Annotated in this window: 17 protein-coding genes; 14 read left to right on the top strand and 3 right to left on the bottom strand. The window is 38.8% G+C overall.

The window, feature by feature from the left end:
* Positions 1-25: 25 nt before the first annotated feature.
* Positions 26-1,168 (bottom strand): alpha/beta hydrolase-fold protein, encoded by a 1,143-nt coding sequence (locus tag GFH32_RS12200; RefSeq protein ID WP_153511867.1) that lies wholly within the window; start codon positions 1,166-1,168, stop codon positions 26-28.
* 125 nt (positions 1,169-1,293) lie between these two features.
* Positions 1,294-1,953 carry a DUF6266 family protein gene (locus GFH32_RS12195; protein ID WP_153511866.1) on the bottom strand — a complete coding sequence of 220 codons (660 nt, stop codon included), beginning with the start codon at positions 1,951-1,953 and terminating at the stop codon, positions 1,294-1,296.
* Positions 1,954-2,117: 164 nt separating this feature from the next.
* Here GFH32_RS12195 and GFH32_RS12190 point away from each other — a divergent pair, with 164 nt between their 5' ends.
* The 8 genes from GFH32_RS12190 (at position 2,118) to GFH32_RS12155 (ending at position 13,041) form a co-directional block, all read left to right on the top strand.
* Positions 2,118-5,390: a DUF6493 family protein gene (locus GFH32_RS12190; protein WP_153511865.1), complete on the top strand. Its 3,273-nt coding sequence runs from the start codon at positions 2,118-2,120 to the stop codon at positions 5,388-5,390.
* Between the two features lie 4 nt (positions 5,391-5,394).
* Positions 5,395-6,729 carry an SWIM zinc finger family protein gene (locus GFH32_RS12185; protein ID WP_153511864.1) on the top strand — a complete coding sequence of 445 codons (1,335 nt, stop codon included), beginning with the start codon at positions 5,395-5,397 and terminating at the stop codon, positions 6,727-6,729.
* A gap of 65 nt (positions 6,730-6,794) precedes the next feature.
* Positions 6,795-6,980 carry a hypothetical protein gene (locus tag GFH32_RS12180; RefSeq protein ID WP_153511863.1) on the top strand — a complete coding sequence of 62 codons (186 nt, stop codon included), beginning with the start codon at positions 6,795-6,797 and terminating at the stop codon, positions 6,978-6,980.
* A 173-nt stretch (positions 6,981-7,153) separates the two neighbouring features.
* On the top strand, positions 7,154-7,789 hold the full coding sequence (locus GFH32_RS12175; RefSeq protein WP_153511862.1) for a GntR family transcriptional regulator: 636 nt from the start codon (positions 7,154-7,156) through the stop codon (positions 7,787-7,789).
* Positions 7,790-8,133: 344 nt separating this feature from the next.
* Positions 8,134-9,522, top strand: a complete 1,389-nt coding sequence (locus GFH32_RS12170; RefSeq protein ID WP_153511861.1) for a hypothetical protein — start codon at positions 8,134-8,136, stop codon at positions 9,520-9,522.
* Between the two features lie 6 nt (positions 9,523-9,528).
* Positions 9,529-11,100, top strand: coding sequence for an SLC5 family protein (locus GFH32_RS12165; protein ID WP_153511860.1), 1,572 nt, complete (start codon positions 9,529-9,531; stop codon positions 11,098-11,100).
* Positions 11,101-11,139: 39 nt separating this feature from the next.
* Positions 11,140-12,000 (top strand): SMP-30/gluconolactonase/LRE family protein, encoded by an 861-nt coding sequence (locus GFH32_RS12160; protein ID WP_160366807.1) that lies wholly within the window; start codon positions 11,140-11,142, stop codon positions 11,998-12,000.
* Between the two features lie 66 nt (positions 12,001-12,066).
* Positions 12,067-13,041, top strand: coding sequence for an SMP-30/gluconolactonase/LRE family protein (locus GFH32_RS12155; protein ID WP_153511858.1), 975 nt, complete (start codon positions 12,067-12,069; stop codon positions 13,039-13,041).
* 3 nt (positions 13,042-13,044) lie between these two features.
* Here the strand turns inward: GFH32_RS12155 and GFH32_RS12150 are convergent, their stop codons facing one another.
* A complete protein-coding gene (locus GFH32_RS12150) occupies positions 13,045-14,340 on the bottom strand; it encodes a sensor histidine kinase (RefSeq protein ID WP_153511857.1) in 1,296 nt (431 codons plus the stop codon).
* 1,040 nt (positions 14,341-15,380) lie between these two features.
* Between GFH32_RS12150 and GFH32_RS12145 the strand changes: the two genes are divergently transcribed.
* The 6 genes from GFH32_RS12145 (at position 15,381) to GFH32_RS12120 (ending at position 23,687) form a co-directional block, all read left to right on the top strand.
* The gene (locus GFH32_RS12145; RefSeq protein WP_153511856.1) at positions 15,381-16,871 is read left to right on the top strand and encodes a tagaturonate reductase; all 1,491 of its coding nucleotides are present in this window, start codon (positions 15,381-15,383) and stop codon (positions 16,869-16,871) included.
* 4 nt (positions 16,872-16,875) lie between these two features.
* On the top strand, positions 16,876-18,522 hold the full coding sequence (locus tag GFH32_RS12140) for a UxaA family hydrolase (protein ID WP_153511855.1): 1,647 nt from the start codon (positions 16,876-16,878) through the stop codon (positions 18,520-18,522).
* A gap of 11 nt (positions 18,523-18,533) precedes the next feature.
* Positions 18,534-19,934, top strand: coding sequence for a glucuronate isomerase (gene uxaC, locus GFH32_RS12135; protein WP_153511854.1), 1,401 nt, complete (start codon positions 18,534-18,536; stop codon positions 19,932-19,934).
* A 38-nt stretch (positions 19,935-19,972) separates the two neighbouring features.
* A complete protein-coding gene (locus GFH32_RS12130) occupies positions 19,973-21,592 on the top strand; it encodes an NADP-dependent glyceraldehyde-3-phosphate dehydrogenase (RefSeq protein ID WP_153511853.1) in 1,620 nt (539 codons plus the stop codon).
* A 152-nt stretch (positions 21,593-21,744) separates the two neighbouring features.
* Positions 21,745-22,755 (top strand): LacI family DNA-binding transcriptional regulator, encoded by a 1,011-nt coding sequence (locus tag GFH32_RS12125; RefSeq protein WP_153511852.1) that lies wholly within the window; start codon positions 21,745-21,747, stop codon positions 22,753-22,755.
* Positions 22,756-22,817: 62 nt separating this feature from the next.
* Positions 22,818-23,687, top strand: a complete 870-nt coding sequence (locus GFH32_RS12120) for a helix-turn-helix domain-containing protein (RefSeq protein WP_153511851.1) — start codon at positions 22,818-22,820, stop codon at positions 23,685-23,687.
* The last annotated feature ends 104 nt before the right edge of the window (positions 23,688-23,791 follow it).

The following is a 23,791-nucleotide window of genomic DNA, read 5'->3' as shown; positions in this document are numbered from 1 at the left end:
ATCTAAATAAATAGTAGTAATGCAGTTAAATATTTTTCCCCATATTAAGGTTCCAATGTTCAAAGAATCTAGGAAAGGCTAGTTGCCAATATGCAGCGCCATGTTTTCCATGCTCATTGATATCCAGCTCAATTGATCCTTTATAATTCTTGGCAAGGAAGTCAATGTATTTCTCCAGTTCTTTCTTCATATCATTTTCACTTGTTTTATTGTCAAATCGCTTTTCTTTCCCACCAACGTAAAAGTATAAGGTCTGATTACTATATTCCGTTGCATATTTCAACAACTTGTTTAGAGTCTTTAAGTAAAGCGCCTCTTCGTCCATCCAGATAGAGGGAGAGAATGAGCCTATAGTACCAAATACATCGGGATATAGTAAACCTGCATAAATGCTAATTAATCCGCCAATGGAACTCCCCGCAATTGCCGTATTTGCTGCGTCTGGATAAGTTCGGTATTGATCATCAATAAATGGTTTAAGTTCCTGAACGATATCCTCTAAATAGAGTAAGCCTTTAGGGTTTTTAATCTCTTCAGTCGCCGACAGCATATATTCTTGTGCACGGAGCTCGTAATTTGCAGCATGGTAAATCGCGACAACGATTGCTTCATGGGCTGATTTATCAATCGTCTTATCAACTTGCCATTCCACAGGCCCGGAACGCCCAACTGAAGTTGCTTCATCGAATAAATGTTGACCGTCGTGCATATAAAGAACCGGATATCGTTGTTCTGATTGCCTATATCCCTTTGGCAGGTAAATCATGATTTTTCGATGCACATTTAGACTCGGAAAGTAAAAGTGTTCATCCAATATCGTAACCTGTTTACCCGCCGTGCTCGCAGGAAAATCATCACGCCATGCCTCAATCGTTATTTCTAAGTTTGATTCTTTGGAATGATTGAGCCAAACTGTCTGCGCTAGCTGTCCTGAAGGCGTTGCAAACAAGGTTTTGAAATTACCGCGCGATAATTTAAACTCATGCTCCGCAGCTCTCAGTTCAGGAAGGATAAAGTCTAACCTTTTTCCTTTCTCGGGAATTGTGCCGAGCAAAAGGTGCTCCTCCGACCAGTTATTAAAAGTCCCGGCTAGGTATACCTGCTCGCCAACATGCTGCTCATTTTGATTAACAATATGTAAATGCAGGGGGTAATAGTGTTTCGTCATGGTCGTTCCGTTAAGCTTACGCGTCGTTTATTTGCGTATTGTAAATGCTTAATTTAGAGAGATTATAACGAACAAGCGAAACTATTAATCTATTTATGACGATTCACTGATGAATCCTACGCATGCTACATCTCCACTGCACCAACATATCGACTGTTCGTACTACGAATAGGTAAGTTGACGGATGCAAATGCAATATATAGATGCTGAGTGATTTTATGATCGTAAGTCAGGATACTAATCTGTTGATAACCATCCATAATTGAATTTCCAGCGCTTAACCCTTGTACATTCCAATTTTCTAAATCGCTCGGGATAATCATAATATACGTACGCATATCATATCCTTCGATACGCACTAAGGCGTCTTCATCGATTTGCCAGCGAATCGTCAAAAGCTTCTTTCTTCGGTCTAAACTAAAAGAAACCTGTTTTAACGGGTCGGGCATATCTCGGCTGAAAGAGAGCGAATTCCAGTCCATCGCAATCCCATTATCATTACTCTTCACCGCATTCCGCAAATTATATGACATTGCACGATTGTAAGCTGTTCCATTACCTGTACCATACTGAAAACCAAATTTGATGAACTGCAGCATATTAATAACGTGTTGTTGTACCAGTTTAAATTTTGAGCGTGTGAGTTGAGCGATTTCAGACTGCTTACGTTCGATACGTTTCGAAGGGACCGAACGTACATATCCAATGCCATTGCGCTCGTAGTAGATTACATTCCCGAGTTTCCCAGAAACCAATCCATGTACTCCGTTTTTTGTGGTTGCCATTTTATTGTTGATTTAAATTATTTTCATTAAAGTTAATGATCGAAGCTTAAGTCAGGTTTAAAGAATTGTCAAGTCTTTATTAAACTCTTTTATTTCCCTTGTGGATCGGTTAAGATTAGGATTTGAATAGGAGTTGAAAGGGAAGTGAAAGGGATCTGAACAACATGAGTCCCATCATTGTTCGATTAATTGCTACCGATTGGAAATATCTTGTTGTTAAACTTCTATTAAATCTTCTCTTAAACTTGTCTTTAAAAGATTTAATCTTTATTTTAAGAAACTATTATAAGCGTAATTCATCTATGTTTAAACATCTTAAGTATATAGACGGGACCTCCGATAAATTTTGGGAAATACAGACATCAGGCTCTAGTCATACGGTTACCTATGGTCGAAATGGTACCGACGGGCAATCAAAGACAAAATCATTTGACAGTGAAGACGCTTGCTTAAAAGATGCAGAGAAATTGATCAATGAAAAAACCAAGAAAGGTTATTCAGAAGATGGAACTGTCAACGTAGCGAAGCAACCTGCGAAAGAAGGTGCATTGCCGAGAAAATCGGCATCCGCTCAAGAAAAAGAGGAAGTAATTGCCGCTCTCAAGGAGTTAATCATCAGTGGTAAGCAAGCCAATGTTTTACCTTTCCTGCAATCCTATGCAAAGGGGAATTTGGAATTGATAAAAAAGGAGATTCGTTCCGCGAAGCGATTCTACATGACCTATGTAGACCTGAAAAATGAACCTGCCTACAAGATGCACAACACCTATTCTTGGGGTTTTCGCGGTACCACGATGCAGATTCGAGTGATCAAGTTATTAGCGCTAGGTACTTTCAGTTTATCTGACGCGAGCACCTGGACGGAGTTTGTTGAACTGATTGACACACCCAAAGATCCCTTAGTTTTTGATATTGTGGATTGGGCGAAGCCGGATTGGTTGAGCGACTATTTGCAACAGCAATTTCAAAAAAATGAATGGCTGTTTCTAGACTATGGTAATTTGCGTTTCTGGGAAGATAGAGGCTTACTGCAGCATAACCCAGAGATTTATGCGAACGCGCTTGTTAATTTTACATCCAGAAAGCGAGAAGATGCAAAGGATGCTTTAATTGAAAACTTCCTTACAGACGAATTGGCAATAACAAGGGATGTCCCTTTACTATTTGATTACGACTCGAATATTAACAACATTTACCATTCCTACGACTATTCAAAGAAAACGAATGATCTACTGTGGCACATCCTTTTTGCTAAGCTCTTATCTCGAGGAAAGATTGATAAGGAGTTTCTGGTTAATGGTTCTTTAGAGATTCAAACTAAAAACTGGAATAATCAGACGAAGTCATTTTTTCGAAATTTGATCTTACAAATTGAATTAGATGAGGATTCGATTATCAAGGCTCAACATCAAATTTTTCCATTATTACATAGTGAGGATACGGGGCCTGTAAACTTTGCGATCAACTTGTTTAAGCCCATTATTGGACATCCAGATTTCGATAGGGAGGAGTTCTTTAATTGGCTGCCACCGGTATTTATGCGTTCGGATATGAAAGGAGGCATCAAGGCTTTGATTATTCAAATTGATAAATTGCTGAAAGAGTATCCTGACTTTAAAGATCAGGCAAGTTTGCTCATTGCCGACACATTTATGATTTCAGATTTACAGCTACAAGAACGCGCTGCCAAATTTATCCTGAAACATCAAGCTAATTACTCGGACGAGTTATCAGATAAGCTAAACCTCTACAGTGCACAGATGCTGGGGGCAATTAGCAAAGATTTGAATATAACATTGTCTACGACGGACACTTATTATACCGAGGATGATTTGCTCGCAACTTTAGCTGGTGGAGATTCGAGCAGTTATGCTTATGCTCCTGAAGAATCTACCAAATTGAATGAGGAGGTTGTATTACCCATTGATTGGAATGATATCTTGTTCCAAGTTGGGCAGGTTATTCATAGCGAGGATCCATTGGACATGGAGATTCTAATGAATGCTTGGACGCTTCAGCTTCCGAATTTTCCGTCGGACTACAAAAAACAACTCGAGCCATATATTAATAAATTAAAAAATACCTATTCGGATACCTGTTGGTGTCAAATATTTTCGGCAATCTTTATTGAGCATTACTATAATCCGTCGAAAATATATTTCAATGATAATAAATATGCGAATGTATCTCATTTAATAAGTTTACTTAATCCTTTAATGGAGCTATGGCAAAGAAGATGGAAAGATGGGATTCAACTTGTTGCGCTCAGTTTACCTAGCCATAAGCCTTTTTGGATTGCTCCGGATATATTAGTCGATCGTATTTTAGCTTATCAAGATGCTGCGGTTGAAGTCAATTTAATCGATTTTTCCATTGCGTTAAGTCGGACCGTTAGGGAGGGAGTCAATGGCTTGGAGAAGAAAATTGAGTTGATAAAAGACGATTTTATCGCTAGCGCATTGAGCTATGCCTTCGGATTGATAAAGGAAATACCGATTAAAAAGAAAGGATGGTTATCCAAGCTGATTGTAGGAAAAGACAATAAGGAAGATGCAGCCCTTGGCGTTTATGCAACTATAGCGAGAAGCAATCATCCCTTGGATGAATTTCCAGCATTCGAAGATACGGTGTTTGGTTCTGCTGTGTACGCTGTGAAACCCTTGGATCCGAAATTGAAATTAAAAGAAGTCTATAGTAGCCAATATAATTACCAGACGAAGAAACAAGAAGAAGTATTGATTGGGAACGAATTAGATGTGGAATTGCCAGCTTTCCAAGACTACCCGAAAACCTTCCTTTTTGCATTGGATATTTTCAATCGTGGTAGGAACAATAATTTAGGATATTCACTGAGCACGAATGATGTTCGCTATGCCTATAGTTTAGTGCCGCAAAATCCTGATGGTTTAGCCTATTTATATGCCTTATCGTTTAATAGAATGGCCGTTTGGAATACAAAGCAAACAAAAGGGCTTCTGGAACAGATGTTCTATCCATTTTATATTTTCCGCGATCCTTCCGCCTTATATTTGGCTACCGCGCTATTTAATGGAGATAAAATCATTCGCGCAACTTGCGTGGAAGTTTTTCTTCAAACCGTTGAACAGAATAGATTGCCCCTGGATCTTCTATCAAAACATCTGATATTATTAATGAATGGAGATTTTGGACCTATCGGTCGATTTGTTGAGGTTTTGGAACAAAGCAAAGATGTCTCAGCGAAGCATAATGATGCTATTTTACAATTGTTAAGTCTGCTGCTTCAGGGACTTGTGCTGAAGGATAAAATGCCAACGAACTTTAAGAAAGTAATTGAGCTATTCTACGATTTACAGCAGAAAAGTGGACAAAGATTAAATGAAAATTTAAGACAATCAATACAGCAATTTGAAGCCTATAAATCACTTCAACCTTTGCTTAAGAAAATATTAAAATAAACCTATGGCGACTACAGATATTGCAATTTCCTATTCTGGTAATTCCGTTTTGACCCAAAAATCAGGAATTCAGCAGCTTGTTCTTTCACATCAAGCCGAACTAACGGAGATAAATAATGTGCCCTGTTTTTTTTGGGGTAATTTGACAGATCCGCTAACGAGTGCCAAATGTTTGATGACACTATCAAAGGTCGTTCGTTCAAGTTTTGGACCTATCCCTCCAAGCTTACGCGATCCGATTGTTTCGGCAGGGACTGATCAAATTCGTTTTGAGGGATTTTCATCCTGCAATGGCGTTTACGCGCGATTAGATTTATTAGAGGATGCAATTGACGGAGAGTTTCTTGCCAGTGGAACAACGAATGTAGATTTCAATGAGCCGATGTTAAACGCCTTAAATGCAGTGAAGAAGACTGAGAAAATGATTTTAGGCGTGGGAAGTAAGGAGGTTTCGATAAGCACAAGTAAAGGAAAAATTGTAGAGAAGAAAGTGCGCTTACCGGAACGTTGGATAAAAGGTTTGACCTCTGTTCAATTATATCTTGCTGGTATGGAGCAACGCTTTAATCTCAATAAAGTACAGGTAGTTCAACTCTTTCAAAGTATTCCAAAGGGAGCGACGAAAGGTACATTTTACCTGAGCCAGCGTGCTAATCGATTTGTCTTAACGCCTGTTGCAAGTCAAGGGGCGGTGCGTATTGGCGGGATTCAAAGGCTTCGGCTGTTAGAAGGAATTCTTCCATACATTGATAATTTAACGGTATACCAAGAGTTGGATGGCGAGAGTAGCTCCTTCGTTGCTGATTTCAAAACCATGCGCATGACATTATCTCTATCGCCAGATAGTTTTCGTGGCTTTTCAGGTGAAGGTAATGTGTTGGAGAATATGGTTCAAGATGTACCGGATGAGTGGGTACTGGGCGTTAATTCGCTATTGAATTCAAATGAGATGTTCGATCCTACTTTACTTTCTATCGAGCATGACGTAGATTTTAGCACAATGGACAGTTTAACGGCCTCACTTTCTTCAGTTGGACTGTTAGGTTACGACCTACATAATTCGCAGCACTATTATCGTCGACTACCGTTTAAAATGGAGCGTATTTTGGCTTTAAATCCTCGACTAAAGAATGCTAAGAAACTTGTTGCTACGCAGGGCGTGGAGATTCTAAAGGATACGGAGGGTTATATTGAAGCTAGGGTAGCAGGTTCCGATGTTAAACATACGGTTATTCTGCAAGGCGAACAAAGTCGTTGTACATGTGATTGGTTTACGAATCATCAGGGTAAGCGTGGTCTGTGTAAACACATCCTTGCTGTCAAGATGTTATCAAATTAAAACATTTTTCTCATTTGGCTTGTTTAAGAATTGACATCAATGGTTGAACGAAAAAGAAAAAGAAGATGGGAACACAAAATAACCAAGGGAGATCAAACAATCCAGTAAATCATGCGACTCAGGCAAAGCAGTTTCAGAATAAGGATAAGCTAGATAGCCGAGAGCATGAAGAAAATGAATTCAAAGGCGAAGATATCACGCATAATAAAAAAGAGAAGAAAAGCGAGAATAAACAAAAGGATGACGAGTAGTTTTAATCGTGTAAAGGCGGTCTTTAGAAATAAAGTCCGCCTTTATTTTTGAGCACTTTGCCTTCAGTTTTAGGGGAAGTAAGCAATTATCTACGACTCCTAATTGATATGATGCAGAAGTATGCGAGTATTTTAAGAAATTGTATACATTTGTATATAGGATTTAGTTCGTTATGAAAGAAGATTCACTAGCAGAAAAAGTTTACCTAGAAATTCGAGGCAAAATATTATCAAACCAATTGGTTCCCGGAAGTCGCTTGAAAGAAGATGCTTGGGCAAAGAAGATGGAAGTAAGCCGTGTAGCTATACGCGAAGCATTGATTCGCTTACTGGGTGAGGGTTTATTAGTGAAAGGTGAGAAATCTGGATATTTCGTGAAGTCGATGAGCATGGAAGACCTCAAGCAAATCAGAGAACTACGTGAGGTTTTAGAGTTGGGGGCCCTGCAGCTTGCTTGTCAGAAGATTAATGAACAGCAAATCCTGGAGTTGGAAAAGATTTGTGAAGATTTTAGCTTAATGGTTTCTAGCGGATATTATGGTGGCGCTTGTGAAGCCGACGTAAAGTTTCATGAATGTTTGTTTGATATTGCTGATAATGATAAGCTAACACTTATTTATAAGTCGAGTAATATTCCACTTTTTCATTTTAAGTTAGGTAGAGCCTCTCAAATGGACGACTACGAAAAAACAGATAGAGAACATCGCGAAATTCTAAGCGCGATAAAAGATAAAGATTTCGAAAAGGCAATGGGGATTTTAAGATCGCATTTGCATCGCGGGGAATTGGAGTCCTTGGATTTGGGATAGGGGGACTTTTACTTGTTTTGAAGCTTAGCGAATCGATTGCTAGGCTTTTTTTGTTCTCAAAATTCTTTTCTTTTTTATTTACAAAAATGACATGTTTTTGTATACATTTTATATATATTTGTTTTTACCGAATAGACTGGTTAATTATGATGTGTTAAAAATATCGTTGAATTTTTTGACTGTTTTGAACCAATTTTTAATAACAACGAGGATAATTTCGCGAGTTTCCTAGTTGTAGACCAAATCTTATTCATGTTTAAGGGCCTCAATATATTTGGAGCGAACTGATTTTAAATTATGATAGAAATTGCGTGAATATTTAACGCAAGCTTCATCTCTACAATATGAAAAGCAAAGCAGCACAAGGAACTATATCTAATGCTTTTGAAGGCATAATCGGAGTCTCTACAAAGATTATCACACCGAAAGTCGGTATTTACACTCGCAATTGGGGTGCAGGTGATTCTCAGTATAGTGAGGGCGTTCACCGACCTTTAGAACTTAATTGTTTAACGTTGCAAGAAAACGAGCATTCAGCTCCAACGATTATTATTTCAGCTGACCTCGGTTGGTGGAAAACACCAGACGAAGAGGCTTACATCAGAACAGGTGTAAGGAAGCATTTCAATATCGAATTGCCGAACCTCATGTTTTGTCTCTCGCATACCCATTCTGGTCCAAGTCTATCATTAGCTGACTCGCAAAAAAAAGGTGGGGAATTAATAAAACCGTATTTAGATTTTCTATTGGAAGCAAGTATTGCCGCTATACAAACTGCTCTAGATACATCTTTTAGTGGACGATTAGATTGGCGATATGGAAGCTGCGACTTAGCTACAAACCGTGATTTCTATTGCGGAGAGGAAAATCGATATTTGACAGGATTTAACCCAGAAATTACAGGAGATAATACGCTGCTTGTTGGACGCGTCACTGATATGGAAAGTCGCGTCAAATTCTTGATCGTTAATTATGCATGTCATCCAACAACGCTAGCTTGGGACAACCACCTAATTTCACCAGATTATATTGGGGCTATGCGGGAAGTTATCAAGGATAGTGTGGGAGTGGATCTTATGTTTCTACAGGGAGCTTCAGGAGATCAAGCCCCGGCTATACAGTATGTCGGTGATGTAGATGTCGCTGATAATTATGGTAGGCAATTGGGGTATTCAGTCTTGTCTACAATTTACCAATTCATTGATGTAAGTAAGTCGCTAGCGTTTCAAGGAAGCGTGGAATCTGGCGCATCTTTAGCGATCTGGGGCTTGACAGACGTTGCTATTTCAACAACTTTAATTCCACAGATAATTTATGTAAAACTTCCTGTTCGAGATTTACCTTCAGAGCTTGAACTTCAATCTCTTTGGACTAAATCCTCCGATTCAGTTGAAAAGGAGCGCCTTTGGCGAAAAATTGGATTAAGGAGAATTTTAGGAGATAACGATAGTTTCGAACTTCCCGTGTGGATTTGGAAAGTTGGCGAAACTATTATCGTTGGCCAGTGTACAGAGGCTTATGTTCATTTTCAAAAGCAGATAAGAGACGCATTTTTCCCCACACCTGTGGTGGTCATTAATATTGTAAACGGATATATCGGATACTTACCAACAAAAGAGTTATATCAAAGTGATGCATACTCTGTTTGGCAGACACCATTCGAAGCTGGTTCCTTGGAAAAATTGGAATCCGGAGTAGTTCGGGCTATAGTTAACTTGAATAATAACGAATAAAAAAATATGAGTCCTAACTTTACGTATATCGATTTTGCTATATTTTTAATCTACATTTTATTAATTGTTGGCCTGGGTATCTATTCCTCAAGAAAAACAAGCCAATCCAAGCGGGATTATTTCTTAGCTGGCGATAAGTTACCATGGTGGATGGTTGGTGGTAGCATTATTGCCGCAAATATCAGTAGCCATCAACTCGTTGGTGTTATGGGGGTTGCATACGATCGTGGCTTCGTTGCCATGGTTGTCGAGTGGGGCGCAATCTTGATTGGATTCAATGCACTGCTATGGATTTTTCTTCCTTTCTACCTCCGAAATGGATTTTATACTATGCCAGAGTTTTTGCAGAGGCGATTCGGGACAGGTGCAAAAACAATTTATGCGGTTCTGGTGCTTTTGACATATATTTTCGTTGAAATTGCCGCAGTTCTGTATTTAGGTGCATTGACAATGCAAGCCATGTTAGGTATTCCTATTTGGACTTGCGTATTGATACTTGCCGTAACGACCGGTATTTACACTATTTTGGGAGGGTTGAAAGCCGTTATATGGACTGAAATGGTTCAATTAGCAGTATTGATTATCGGAATGATTGCACTTTCATATACGACTATCGATGCAGCAGGAGGTTTTTCTGCAGTGTTGGAAACAACTAAGGATTGGAAGCTAATTATGCCAGCGGATGATCCAGACTTTCCGTGGACGATGTACCTTGGAGGGTTGCTTTGCATAAGTATTTTCTACAATGCTACTAATCAATTTATCGTTCAAAGAACGTTGGCAGCGAAGAATGAATGGCACGCAAGAATGGGTATTATCTTTGGCGATTATCTTAAATTTATAATTCCTTTGCTGATAGTATTTCCAGCATTGGTTGCGGTTAAATTATTTCCGGATTTAGATAAACCAGATCTTCTCTTTTCGCTCTTAGTTGAAAATTTATTACCAACAGGACTCGTTGGTCTAGTGATGGCGGGTTTAATCGCTGCAGTGATGTCTCATCTTTCTGGAGCAATAAATTCATGTACTACAATTCTGACTATTGATATTTATATTCCTTTTATGAATAAGAATGCAACCGAGCGGGAATCAGTGAATTTTGGTAAGATATCTGGTGTTGTTATTGTGGTATTAGGGATTATTTGCTCCGGTCTAATAGCATTGTATTCTGAAAAGCCCATATTCATTTATTTGATGAGCGCCTATGGATATTTTACTCCTGGAATAGCAACGATGTTTTTGTTGGGAATATTGTGGAAGGGGACGACTCATACAGCTGCTGTGTTCGCTGGTTTATTAACAATTCCATTATCAGTTGCACTGGAGTTCGCTTATCCAGAATTATCTTTTTTTAATCGAACTGGAATTGTATTCTGGGTTTGTATGGTGTCCTCAGTTTTAGTGAGTCTTGTCACAAAGAAAAAAGAAGAAAAAGAACTTGTCGGATTGATATGGAATCGCAGTAGCTTAAGACTGTCAGATGAGGATAGATATTTACAAAGGGGGTTTAGAAATCCAACGCTTTGGTGGGGAATAATTACTGTAATTGTCTTGTTCTTTTACATCAAATTTGCTTAAGTAAGGGGTAGATAGTGGAAGTTCTAAAAATACTTATTGGTGAAAAATAAAATCTTAACCCCCGAATTACTAATCGACTCTTCTTGTGAACTTGGCGAAGGACCAATTTGGGAAGCAGAAAACAATAGATTAATTTGGTTAGATATAGCACTAGGAAAGGTTCATATTTGGAATGCCTCAAACGACGAGCATACCTGCTATCAATTTTCGTTAAAGATCACTGCACTGGCAAAAAATAAGTTAGGCCAATATATTGCGGCGAGTAATCAAGGATTTGTTGCGTTAGATTTTGAACGTTGTACGTTTATTCCCATTGTTGATCCGGAATATGATAAGCCAAATAATCGATTTAATGATGGGAAGCTTGATGCATATGGTCGTTTTTGGGCGGGAAGTATGGATGAGGTCAATGGCGAAAAGGGGGCGGGCAAGCTTTATATGTTAAACGAAGACGGTAGAGTAGAAACGAAAATTAGTGAAGTAACCTGTTCCAATGGATTAGGATGGAACAAAGATAATGATCGATTCTATTTTATTGATAGTCTTGCCTATAATGTCGTTGAATATGATTTCGATTTAGCAAGTGGTAAGATATCAAATAAGAAAGTTCTTTATACTTTCCCGGAAGAGGAAGGTCTGCCTGATGGAATGTGCGTTGATGCGAATGGAAATCTATGGGTTGCTGTTTGGGGAGCAGGCAAAGTGGTTCAAATCGATATACATCAAAAGATAGTCGTTCAAGAAATACATGTGCCAGCGAAGCAAGTAACTTCCTGTGCTTTCGGGGGAATAAACATGAACGATCTATTTATTACCACAGCAAGGATTGTTTTAAGCGAATCACAGCTTCAAAAGACCCCACAGGCGGGCGCCGTATTTTGCGTACGAAACGTCGTCTAGGTGCATTGTGTTTTTCCTTCTCGATAAAAATGCCTATTTTGATTGATCAATCGAACTAAACCTTTTATGAAAGCAATCTTATTTTCTTCACTCTTATTATTTTCGAGTCTGCATTCTTCTGGACAACAAACGAAAATCGAAATACTGAATCCGAGCATGAACAAGATTATCCATACGGATGTTCAAATTGAAAACTTAGGTGAAGGAATGGTGTGGGCGGAAGGGCCAGTTTGGAACAAGAAGGGGCAATATTTGTTATTTAGCGATCCTCGATTGAATACTATTTTCCAATGGGACAAAAAGAATGGATTAAGGCCGTTTTTAAAGCCCTCCGGTTATGAAGGTGAAACTTGGTATAGCGATGAACCCGGGACCAATGGCCTATTGATCAATGCCGAAGGAACTTTGATCGCTTGTGACCATGGAAATCGGAGGATTACTCAGATAGATCTAACAAGTAAAGCAAAGAGTGCTGTTGTTTCCAATTGGGAGGGTAAGCGTTTTAATTCACCAAATGATCTTTGCGAACACCCGCAAGGGTATTATTTTTTCACAGATCCGCCTTATGGATTGCCTGCTCGTTTGACAGATACGGTAAATCGAGAGATACAGCAGAATGGCGTTTATCGTTTCAATAAAAAAGATCAAAGTGTTAGTCAGGTTATAAGTAATTTGGATAGACCAAATGGGATTGCTTTGTCTCCTGATGGTAAGAAGTTATATATTGCACTAAGTGACGATGCAAAGCCTTATCTAATGGTTTATGAGCTTGAAAACGCGAATATTGTTGGAGATGGAGCGGTTTTCTTCGATTTTGGGAAAAGCTTTCCTTCAGAGAAGCTTCGTGCGGATGGAATTAAAGTAGATCCAAAAGGAAATGTATATGCAGCAGCAGGTGACGGCGTTGTCGTAATCAATAAGCATGGTCACGCTATTGGGAGGATTCGCTCGGGTATCCGAACAGCCAACATTGCATTTGGTGCCGATCATTATTTGTACATGACAGCAAGTGATCGATTACTTCGTGTTAAATTAAAGTAGCGATTAAACGAACTGCGGTTTTGGAAATTGTATTCGAAACAAGGTTCCCTGTTCTTCTTTGCTTTCCACTTTTATTTGGCCACTGTTAGCCGTTACAAGCTTCTGAACAAGTAGAAGTCCGAGGCCAGTTCCTTTTTCACCCAAGGTTCCGTAGGCTGGTTCTCGTGTGCCTTCAAAGAGATGGTTTATCTGTTCATCGTTCATTCCTTTGCCTTGATCACTGACTCTAATTTCTATGTGATCGCGTTCGGTTTTTGCAGACACATCGATACTACTTCCAGGATTACTGAACTTTATTGCATTATCTAATAGATTTCGAAAAATAACACTGATTTGTACTGGGTCAGCGTCAATACCTGTAGTCGAATCGATTTGACTGGTCATGCTGATGTTTTTTTCGCTCGTTCGAGCTGCAAAAGATTCTATCGCATCATTCATAATCTCGCGAAGTAAGATATGGGCTTTTTGGGTTTCTATTCCCCCTACGTTAATTCGGCTCCAGTCCAATAGGTTGTCCAGGTTCGAGCGCAGTGTTTTCAGCTGCTTGTTGATCAGCCGTAAGGTTTCTTCTTTACTTTGAGCATCCAACTTCTCTTCAGTGATAAGTTGAACCATCGTCGATGTTGTTTGCAAAGGGGAATGAATGTCGTGGGCAATTACAGCAAGTAGATGCTTTAGATCGTTATTTAGTTCTACGATTTTGAGACTTTGTTCATTGATGTATTCTTGGTATTTATCTTGGATAGTTTGATGATAGATAACTAACGCCGATAAGAACAAAAGGCCTAAAGCTGAATTAATCAGCAGTCGTTCTTTCGCTACTTCAGGAATAAAGGATAAATCATAGGGAAAAAACTTTGGAATAAGTACAGCTAGAGCCACAAGGATCAGGATGCTAATTTTCGTTGTTTTATTCTTAAAAATAAGCTGTCCAATCGTAAGCACAATGATCAAATAATACTCTGCAATGTTCGGTGCAAGAAGGTTAACGAGTACCAAAAAACACATAAATACAACCAACATCCAACTCTTGGCTGCTTGATATCGCTGTTGCTTGTTGAGCTTAAACGCGTACAATATCAAAGCAACGCATACAAAATTGATTACGCTTATAATGGGCAGTCTCATGATATTGACCGCTCCATAGATAAAGGATACACTCGCCGATGAAAGCGCAATAACATTCACCATTTTTATCTCTTTGCGTAATAAATAGCTTGCCTCTTCCGTAACGCCCGTCAAAGCGATCCGGTTTAAGAATAAAGAAAAACGCATGAAATAATGTTGCAAGGTTTTCATAAATAAAAGTGTTAATCAATGGTAGGACTACAGGGATGATTTGTAGCTCGTTGACTACAAAGTTATTTATTATATTCTATATTCGTTCATACAAATGCTCTTTTGAGAAGAATTTGACAAAGAGTTCAACGATGTACACGTTTGCAATTATTATTCTGTTACAATGTGCCTAACTATTACAGTTTCTATCCCCTTTACTGTTAATTGATTTCAGCCAACAACGTTCTTTGGAATCGTTGAAATACTAGATTGTTCGCTAAGAATGATGATCAAATAAGTTATTTCAGGGATTACATTCTTTGGTTGCAAGTGAGGATGCTGCGTAGACAGTCTCAATTCCTACCGAATCCTAATATTTATGTCTACCTTAGAGATGGATTATGGTTATTTTACTATTAACAATTCCAGAGCAAAGGAATCGCAGACCTTTGCTCTTCCTTTTTTTATCCCCTAAATAGTATTTACCTTGTTTTGCTTGTATGGTATTTTACATACTTCATAGGAGCATCTCCGAAATTGCACTTCTTTCTCAAAGGCTTTAGCGTAGAGAACCCCATTTGTTGACCTTATTTTGAACCTTCAACTGAATTCTTTTTAAATAGACTTTCACGACATCTCTGTCAATAAACTTTTTAAGCATTTTTGAATAAATGAGTTTTTTTGACTCGTTAGGAGCATATTATTCGATAAATCGAGTCGAAATAGGAACATAATTTGAAATCCAGAATAAAATCTTCATTCCATGCTATGTTACGCAATCGATGTCGGCATCGTTTGCGTGTATTTCTCTAGTTTTCGCTAGTTATTATTAAGAAATTGAACCCGATAAAGGACATAAACCACCTGTAAATAATACTGAAATAATCGGATTATCGACAGGCGACTTTTGGGTTAAGGGCTCTATAATATCTGAGCGCTTTGATAGATTTAACGAGGGTTAAAAGATAGATCTAAGTTGTTTTTTATGACCAAAAAGTATTGTTTGTGAAACCAATTATGAACAAAGAAAATAGAATTTAAGAATATTAGGGAATAATTTTATGTTACTAAATAAGGACAATATTGGTTCGTTGAAGGTTGACGGCATAAGTCTTCCTTCCGCCGAAAGTTTTAATTTTCCGGAAAAGGTGATACAATTTGGAACCGGTGTACTGCTACGTGGTCTGCCGGATTATATTGTTCATTTGGCAAATCAGCAGGGTGATTTTAGAGGACGTATTCTTGTTGTTCAGTCGACTGGATCAGGAGCGGTTGACTCTTTTGCAAAACAGGATAATTTGTACACACTCGCCGTCAATGGCGTTGAAGCGGGCACGATTAAAGATGAATATGTTTTAATCAATAGTATATCGAGAGTTTGTGCAGCAGCTACTCAATGGCAAAAAATCTTGAAGTCTGCGGAAAACCCAGAATTAGAAGTGTTAATTTCTAATACAACGGAAGTTGGGATCGTATCCAGTCCTGATTCTGTTGATGAGAATCCACCCACATCATTTCCAGGGAAAGTTTGTGCATTTCTGTTCCATAGATACCAATATTTTGATGGAGCGCCTAACAAAGGGATGGTGATACTGCCAACTGAATTGATCGACAATAATGGGTCAATGTTGAAGAAGTTCGTCTTGGAAGTTGCGGAGCGTTCTGAATTGCCTGAAGCATTTATCCAATGGTTAGTGATGGCCAACGATTTTTGTGATACGCTAGTTGATCGAATTGTTCCTGGGAAATTAAATGCTAGTCAACAGGTCGTGGCTGAAGCCCGATTGGGATATGAAGATCCTTTAATGATCATGGCCGAGCCTTATTACCTATGGGCAATTAGCGCAAAAAATCAACGAACATTAGATAGATTAAGTTTTGCGAGATCTAATAAGTCCGTGCATTTAGTTCCATCAATCAAGAAATTTAAGGAGATAAAATTAAGACTGCTAAATGGTACACACACGTTTAGTTGTGCTGCCGCGATTATTGCAGGATTTGCAACAGTGAAAGAGGCAATGGAAAATACATCCTTCAATCGGTTTGTGTCCAGTTTAATGGATGAGATTATTTCCTGTATGGACGATCCAGAATTGGAAAAGTCAGAGTTGAAGGAATTCGCAAGTCAGGTTATTGACCGTTTTGCAAATCCATTTCTTGCGCATCGCTGGGAGAGTATATCGTTGAATTATACAAGTAAGATGCGCATGCGCAATGTGCCTCTTTTAATAAAGAGTAAAATATTGTCCAATTGTCCATTATCAAGTATGACTTTAGGCTTTGCCGCCTATGTTTTATTTATGCGTAGTCATGAATTAGATGGACAGTTTATACAAAATGCATACGGCTCAAGTATTGTTCTTCAAGATGATCAAGCGGCTAAGTTATACGAATATAATCAGCAAGGGCATGAGGGCTTAGTGAAGCTATTGGAGGATAAAGAGCTATGGGGAAGTAGTTTAATGGAGATTCCTGGATTTGCGGAGCAAGTGCAGAAAGACAAGCAAGCAATTGTGCAAAAAGGATTTTTAAAAGCTTTTGAGGAAAAGTAAAGACATGCAACAAAGAATTATACAATTGGACCCACAAGATAATGTGTTGGTCGCGTTACAGGATTTAGCGAAAGGTGAATCGATTATATTTCAAGGGGAAGAATTTTTATTAAAAGAGGATATTCCGGCAAAGCATAAGTTTTTTATGCGGGACATGGCCGTTGGCGAATCCATATTGATGTATGGCGTATTGGTTGGAAAGACTCAGTATGATGTAGCCTCGGGAGAACGAATGAGTACGGAGAACACGAAACATGCAACAGATGGTTATGCTTTTCGCCACTTTGACTATCAATGGCAAGCTCCTAACGTTGATCAGTTTAAAGATCGAACTTTTAGAGGGTATGTTCGTTCGGATGGTCGCGTTGGAACGGCTAACTACTGGTTGTTTATTCCAACCGTTTTCTGCGAGAACAGGAATTTGGATCTAATTAAAGAAGTGATGCATGCCGAATTAGGTTATTCGGTTAGTGCTCCTTTTAGAAATTATACACAGGCATTAAAAGAAGCTTTTATTGCAGGGGAGACCTTGACGAATTCTTCTTTTGATGCGATTGCTCAAGCGAAACCTGATACACATCGATTATTTCCAAATGTCGATGGCATTAAGTTCCTAACGCATCAAGGTGGATGTGGTGGTACCAGACAGGACGCAGTTATCTTAGGAAAGCTCTTGGCGGCGTATGCGGATCACCCCAACGTTGCGGGAATAACGATTTTAAGTCTTGGTTGCCAAAATTTGCAACTGAATGAACTTATTGACGAGATTAAGACTCGAAATCCAAGTTTCAACAAGCCTCTATTCAGTTTTGAACATCAAGAAGGCTATACCGAAGAACAAATGGTTAGACTTGCGATTGCTAAAACTTTTCAAGGCTTGGTGGACATTAATCAATTTGAGCGGGAGGAGGTTAGCTTAGATAAGCTGGTGTTGGGCGTAAAATGTGGCGGTTCTGACGGTTTTAGCGGTATCTCTGCAAATCCAGCAGTTGGCTATGCAGCCGATTTATTAGTGGCATTAGGAGGGAAAGTACTTCTTGCCGAGTTTCCTGAATTATGCGGAGCGGAGCAGAACTTGATTGATCGAACAATTGACGAAGAAGCTGCGAAGAAGTTTATTACCCTGATGCAAGCTTATAGCCAGTCGGCAGAGCGAGTAGGTTCTGGATTCCATATGAATCCATCTCCTGGTAACATTCGCGATGGACTCATCACTGATGCGATCAAGAGTATGGGAGCCGTGAAAAAAGGTGGAACTGCACCGATCGTCGATGTATTGGATTATACGGAACCTGCAAATAAACCAGGTTTAAGTTTAGTCTGTACACCAGGGAATGATGTTGAAGCAACGACAGGAAAGGCGGCATCGGGGGCTACTTTGATTTTATTTACAACGGGACTGGGAACGCCTACAGGAAATGCTGTATGTCCAGTTATAAAAGTTTCTTCAAATACTGCCTTAGCTAAACGAATGCCTGATATTATTGATATCAATACCGGACCAGTGATTGAAGGGGAGAAGACCATTGAACAAATGGGTGAGGAAATATTGGAATATTGTATTCAGGCAGCGAGTGGTGTTATTATACCGAAAGCAGTTCAATTAAATCAAGATGATTTTATTCCATGGAAACGTGGTGTTAGTTTATAAGCGAAAAAAGTATGAAAGCATTTTTAGATCAAGATTTCCTGCTGCTGAGTGAGACAGCAAAGAAGCTTTACCATGATTACGCAAGTTCTTTGCCGATTATTGATTATCACAATCACTTAATTCCTGAGCAGATTGCAAACAATACGAAATTTGAAAACTTAAGTCAAGTTTGGCTTTATGGTGATCACTATAAGTGGCGAGCAATGCGTACACATGGAATTTCCGAGCAATACATCACAGGTGATGCTTCCGATCGTGAAAAATTTAAAAAATGGGCGGAGACTGTTCCTTATACGATGCGCAATCCCTTATATCATTGGACACATTTAGAGTTACAGCGTTATTTTGGAATTACTGAACAGTTGAACGCGGATTCTGCGGATCGAATTTTTGATCAGACTACCGAACAATTGAAAGATGCCAGCCGTTCGGTGCATGGATTGCTGAATAAGATGAATGTGGAAGTCGTTTGTACGACCGATGATCCATTGGACAATTTAGAATATCATCAAGCCTTCGCTAAAAAAAATCAAAGCTTTCGAATGCTACCGGCTTTTCGCCCAGACAAGGCTATGCAGGCGGATGATGTAAATAGTTTGAATGCCTATATTGATAAGCTAGAATCAGTTGCGGATAGTAACATCAGTGACTTTAAAGGTTACTTAGATGCGATAAAAAGTAGACACGATTATTTTGCTAAACATGGCGGGACAATATCTGATCATGGATTAGAGCAAATTTATGTCTCTGATTATACGGAATCCGAGGTTAGTAATATCTTCTTAAAAATACGCCAGCGTTTGCACTTGACTACCGAGGAGGTTTTGAAATTTAAATCTGCGATGTTAGTGTATTTTGCGCAATGGGATCATGAGAAAGGTTGGGTTCAACAATTCCATTTAGGAGCCTTGCGTAATAATAATGCACGGATGTTGAAACAGAATGGTCCGGATACCGGATGGGATTCTATTGGTGATTTCGTGCAAGGAAAGGCGCTGTCGGCGTTTTTCAACAAGTTGGATTCGAATGATCAATTGGCGAAAACAATAATCTACAATCTTAATCCTGCAGATAATGAGCTTTTCGCGACGATGATTGGGAATTTCAATGATGGTTCGGTGCGTGGGAAGATGCAATTCGGATCAGCATGGTGGTTCTTAGATCAGAAGGACGGTATGACCAAACAGATCAATGCGCTTTCGAACATGGGACTTCTGAGTTGTATGGTCGGTATGTTGACCGATTCTAGAAGTTTCTTATCCTTTCCGAGACATGAATATTTCCGTCGATTACTATGTAATATCTTCGCGGAAGATATTGAGAACGGCGAGCTACCTAACGATTTGCCTTGGGTTGGGAAATTAGTTTCCGATATCTGTTATCATAACGCAAAAGAATATTTCAATTTTTAAAACAATAACATAAATACAATCAACCTAAACCTATTAAAATGGAATTCGATTTAGAGAATTTATTTTATCGGGAGGAAGACATTCCTGCCGAGTTTACCTTAGATGAAGAGATTCATCAACGCGAGTTTTTAAGTAATGGGGCAATGCATCCTTGGACAGGCAAAAGCAGTGAAGTGTTCTCGCCAATTTGTGTCAAGACCAAAGATGGATTAGTTCGAAAACGAATTGGTAGCTATCCGGTATGTACGGAAAAGGAATCGATGGAGGCTTTAGATGCTGCAGTGAAAGCCTATGATAATGGGCGTGGTATTTGGCCTACGATGAGCGTTGCGGATCGAATCGCTTGCGTAGAACAATTTACACAGAAAATGATTGCTAAACGCGATATCGTTGTGAAGCTCATCATGTGGGAAATCGGTAAATCATTTGCTGATTCGCAAAAAGAGTTTGATCGTACTGTTGATTATATTTACGCGACCATTGACGCACTGAAAGATTTAGATCGAGACAATTCTCGCTTTCAAATTGAGCAAGGGATTATTGCACAGATTAGACGCTCACCGCTGGGTGTGGTACTTTGTATGGGGCCGTTCAACTATCCGTTAAACGAGACCTTTACTACCTTAATTCCAGCATTGATCATGGGGAACACCATGTTGTTCAAACCACCTAAACACGGGACTCTTTTACACTATCCGTTATTGGAAGCTTTTCAAAGTTGTTTTCCTAAAGGTGTTGTGAATACAATTTACGGACGTGGAAACACCATCGTTCCGCAATTAATGCAATCGGGACAAATCAATGTATTGACTTTAATTGGGTCTAGCCGTGTTGCCAATGAACTCAAGAAGTTACATCCAAAGGTAAACCGACTGCGTGCCATACTAGGATTGGATGCGAAGAATGCCGCTATTATTAGTAAAGACGCGGATTTAGATCTAGCTGTAAAAGAAACAGTATTGGGTTCGCTATCATTTAATGGACAACGTTGTACTGCCTTAAAAATTATTTACGTTCATCGTAGCGTAGCAACAACGTTCTTGTATAAATTAAGCGAGGAAGTTAGTAAGTTGAAGTATGGAATGCCTTGGGAGCAGGGTGTTGTATTAACGCCACTTCCTGAACCTCAAAAACCTGCTTATCTGAAAGAATGTTTGGATGATGCAATTGCTCACGGCGCTAAATTGATTAATCCGAATGCCGGTGAAACAAAGGAGTCATTCTTCTATCCGGCAATCGTTTATCCGGTGAATGCGAAGATGAAGCTTTATCGAGAAGAACAATTTGGCCCAGTTATTCCAGTCGTTCCGTTTGATGATTTAGAAGAACCTATTGAATATATAATTGGTTCCGCGCATGGACAACAAGTCAGCATTTTCAGTAACAAAACGGAAGTGATTAGCTCATTAATAGATCCATTAGTAAATCAAGTAAGTCGAGTAAATATTAATGCACAATGTCAGCGTGGTCCAGATATTTTCCCTTTTACGGGTAGAAAGGACAGCGCAGAAGGAACATTGTCGGTATTTGATGCGCTTCGCTCGTTCTCGATCCGCTCTTTAGTAACAACGAAAGACACTTCAGAGAATAAAGCTTTAATCAATAAAATCGTAGAAGATGGAACTTCAAACTTCTTGAGTACCAAGTTTATATTTTAATCATCTATTTACATATTGGTTTATATTAGCAACAATGGCCCTTTTTATAGATGGAAGGCGCCAGACAAGGATTGTCCGAAAAGACAATCCTTTGTTTTTTTCCTTTATTTTGTACTGTATAATTATCGATATATTTCTCTAAATTTATCGACATGAGCCAAGACCAATACACCCTGAAAGATATTGCTAAGGTTTTGAATTTATCGCCATCTACTGTTTCTCGTGCATTACGAGACAGTCATGAGATCAGTGAAGAGACAAAACGTTTAGTGCTGGAGTATGCGACGAAAGTCAATTATCGAGCAAATCCTTTGGCTCGAGGGTTGAAGGAACGGAAGAGTTATAGCATCGGGATTGTTGTGAGCGAGATTGCGAATAACTTTTTCTCGCAGGTTATCGATGGTATTGAGTCAGTTGCCTACCACAAGAACTATCAAGTTGTCATTTCTCAAACTAATGAGTCCGCAGAGCGTGAACGCTTTCATGTAGAACATTTTTACTCTCGTTCAACTGATGGATTATTAATGGCAATGTCATCGGAAAGTTCTGATAACAGTTATTTGGAGAGTTTGATGGAGAGAGGTATGCCGATCGTATTTTTTGATCGGATTCCAAAACAAGTAAAGAGTCATCAGGTGATTACTGATAATAAACGTGCTGCTTACGAAAGTGTTCAATTTCTAGTAAAAAAGGGATGCAAACGTATTGCAATGTTGAGCTCATCAAAGAAATTGTCCAATAGTCAAGAGCGTTTGGAAGGATTTAAATTGGGTTTAATAGCTCAACACTTAGAATTTGATGAAAACTTAGTGCAGTATTGTGAGTATGGCGGTCTAAAACAATCTGAAATTGATCTAGCGATATCGCGTTTTGCAGAACTAGATTATGATGGTATTTTTTTATCTGGAGACAAGTTAACGACGGGTTATTTACAAGCATTAAGGAAATATCCTAAACTTGCGAAGAAGCCAATCGAAATTGTCGGATTTACAAATTCGAACCTAGTCGATATATTCTCTCCAAAAATTACTGCCGTTCGGCAGTCGGCATTCGAAATGGGGAAAAAGGCAGCAGAACTCTTAATCGAACAAATCGAGTCAAGAGGGAAGGAGGTCGACTTTAAAACGGTTCTACTGCCTGTTGAACTGATAGAAGCGGAATGAAATATGTGTTGAAATTGGAAACAATCTCGATATTTGCGTTTAAAAAAGAAGGTTAGCGATCGATGGATAAAAACAAAATTAATGCAGATGAATTTGTGGCTAAGTTTATGGAGGATGGACTTAAACATCTTACCTATATTCAGACACCAATTAAGATCTATGATTTAGTCGATATTGCGCCTTATTTGAAGATCCCAATTCCGCCGATATTTTTCGGATATAACCTATTAATTCATATTACAGAAGGATATTTTACACATCAAATAGAATCGACGACTTTTAAAGTGGAAGCGCCGGCAGTGGTGATTTGTAACTACGGAACAATCTCCGCAATTCATTCCGTTGATAAACTTGCAAAAGGACATTGTATCTTAATCAAAGAGCAGGCGATGACCTCTCTATTTCGAGAAACAGAAATACTGAATATTTTTACAATTTCTCCTTTATTGAATTTGTCCGATGATGATAGTGATGATTTAGATGGATTGCTAGGTTTATTGCATAAGGAGATATACAGTAAAAGTCCTTATAAAGAGTATTACGAAAGTATTTTTAAGACGGCATTACTCAAGATCATAAAGTTGTCTGCTGTCAATGAAACGTTAGGTCGTCGCGACGAGATTGCAATTGCTTTCAAACAGCTAGTCCATTTGCATTTTAGTGAGCAGAAATCGGTGCAGTTTTATGCCGATAAACTTGCTGTTTCTGTGAACTACTTAAATCGTTGTGTGACTGGTGTTTTTAAGAAGTCTTCAAAGCAGTTAATCCTTGAGGTTGCTATAATTCATAGCCAACTTTTGCTTCTGGAAACAAATAAGACAATTGCCAATATAGCCTACGAGTTGGAATTTGACGATCCTTCTTATTTTACGCGTATTTTTAAGAAAATCGTAGGGATTTCCCCGTCAGAATATAGACGAACTGGTAGCTAGTTAAAAAAGTGGCTATGCACGATTTGTCCTATTTATTATCCAAAATTCCATAGTTCCTCTATCTCATTCTTTTTATTTTTACAAAAGTCAAATATTGTATATTT

The sequence above is a fragment of the Sphingobacteruim zhuxiongii genome (assembly GCF_009557615.1).
In the GTDB taxonomy this organism is placed as follows: domain Bacteria; phylum Bacteroidota; class Bacteroidia; order Sphingobacteriales; family Sphingobacteriaceae; genus Sphingobacterium; species Sphingobacterium zhuxiongii.
This window is presented reverse-complemented; position numbering and strand designations above follow the sequence as displayed.

Coding starts and splice junctions, on each gene's coding strand:
- GFH32_RS12150 (WP_153511857.1), bottom strand. CDS start 14,340: ATGAAAACCTTGCAACATTATTTCATGCGTTTTTCTTTATTCTTAAAC.
- GFH32_RS12170 (WP_153511861.1), top strand. CDS start 8,134: ATGAAAAGCAAAGCAGCACAAGGAACTATATCTAATGCTTTTGAAGGC.
- GFH32_RS12120 (WP_153511851.1), top strand. CDS start 22,818: ATGGATAAAAACAAAATTAATGCAGATGAATTTGTGGCTAAGTTTATG.
- GFH32_RS12145 (WP_153511856.1), top strand. CDS start 15,381: ATGTTACTAAATAAGGACAATATTGGTTCGTTGAAGGTTGACGGCATA.
- GFH32_RS12190 (WP_153511865.1), top strand. CDS start 2,118: ATGAGTCCCATCATTGTTCGATTAATTGCTACCGATTGGAAATATCTT.
- GFH32_RS12125 (WP_153511852.1), top strand. CDS start 21,745: ATGAGCCAAGACCAATACACCCTGAAAGATATTGCTAAGGTTTTGAAT.
- GFH32_RS12195 (WP_153511866.1), bottom strand. CDS start 1,953: ATGGCAACCACAAAAAACGGAGTACATGGATTGGTTTCTGGGAAACTC.
- uxaC (WP_153511854.1), top strand. CDS start 18,534: ATGAAAGCATTTTTAGATCAAGATTTCCTGCTGCTGAGTGAGACAGCA.
- GFH32_RS12200 (WP_153511867.1), bottom strand. CDS start 1,168: ATGACGAAACACTATTACCCCCTGCATTTACATATTGTTAATCAAAAT.
- GFH32_RS12180 (WP_153511863.1), top strand. CDS start 6,795: ATGGGAACACAAAATAACCAAGGGAGATCAAACAATCCAGTAAATCAT.
- GFH32_RS12130 (WP_153511853.1), top strand. CDS start 19,973: ATGGAATTCGATTTAGAGAATTTATTTTATCGGGAGGAAGACATTCCT.
- GFH32_RS12155 (WP_153511858.1), top strand. CDS start 12,067: ATGAAAGCAATCTTATTTTCTTCACTCTTATTATTTTCGAGTCTGCAT.
- GFH32_RS12140 (WP_153511855.1), top strand. CDS start 16,876: ATGCAACAAAGAATTATACAATTGGACCCACAAGATAATGTGTTGGTC.
- GFH32_RS12165 (WP_153511860.1), top strand. CDS start 9,529: ATGAGTCCTAACTTTACGTATATCGATTTTGCTATATTTTTAATCTAC.
- GFH32_RS12175 (WP_153511862.1), top strand. CDS start 7,154: ATGAAAGAAGATTCACTAGCAGAAAAAGTTTACCTAGAAATTCGAGGC.
- GFH32_RS12185 (WP_153511864.1), top strand. CDS start 5,395: ATGGCGACTACAGATATTGCAATTTCCTATTCTGGTAATTCCGTTTTG.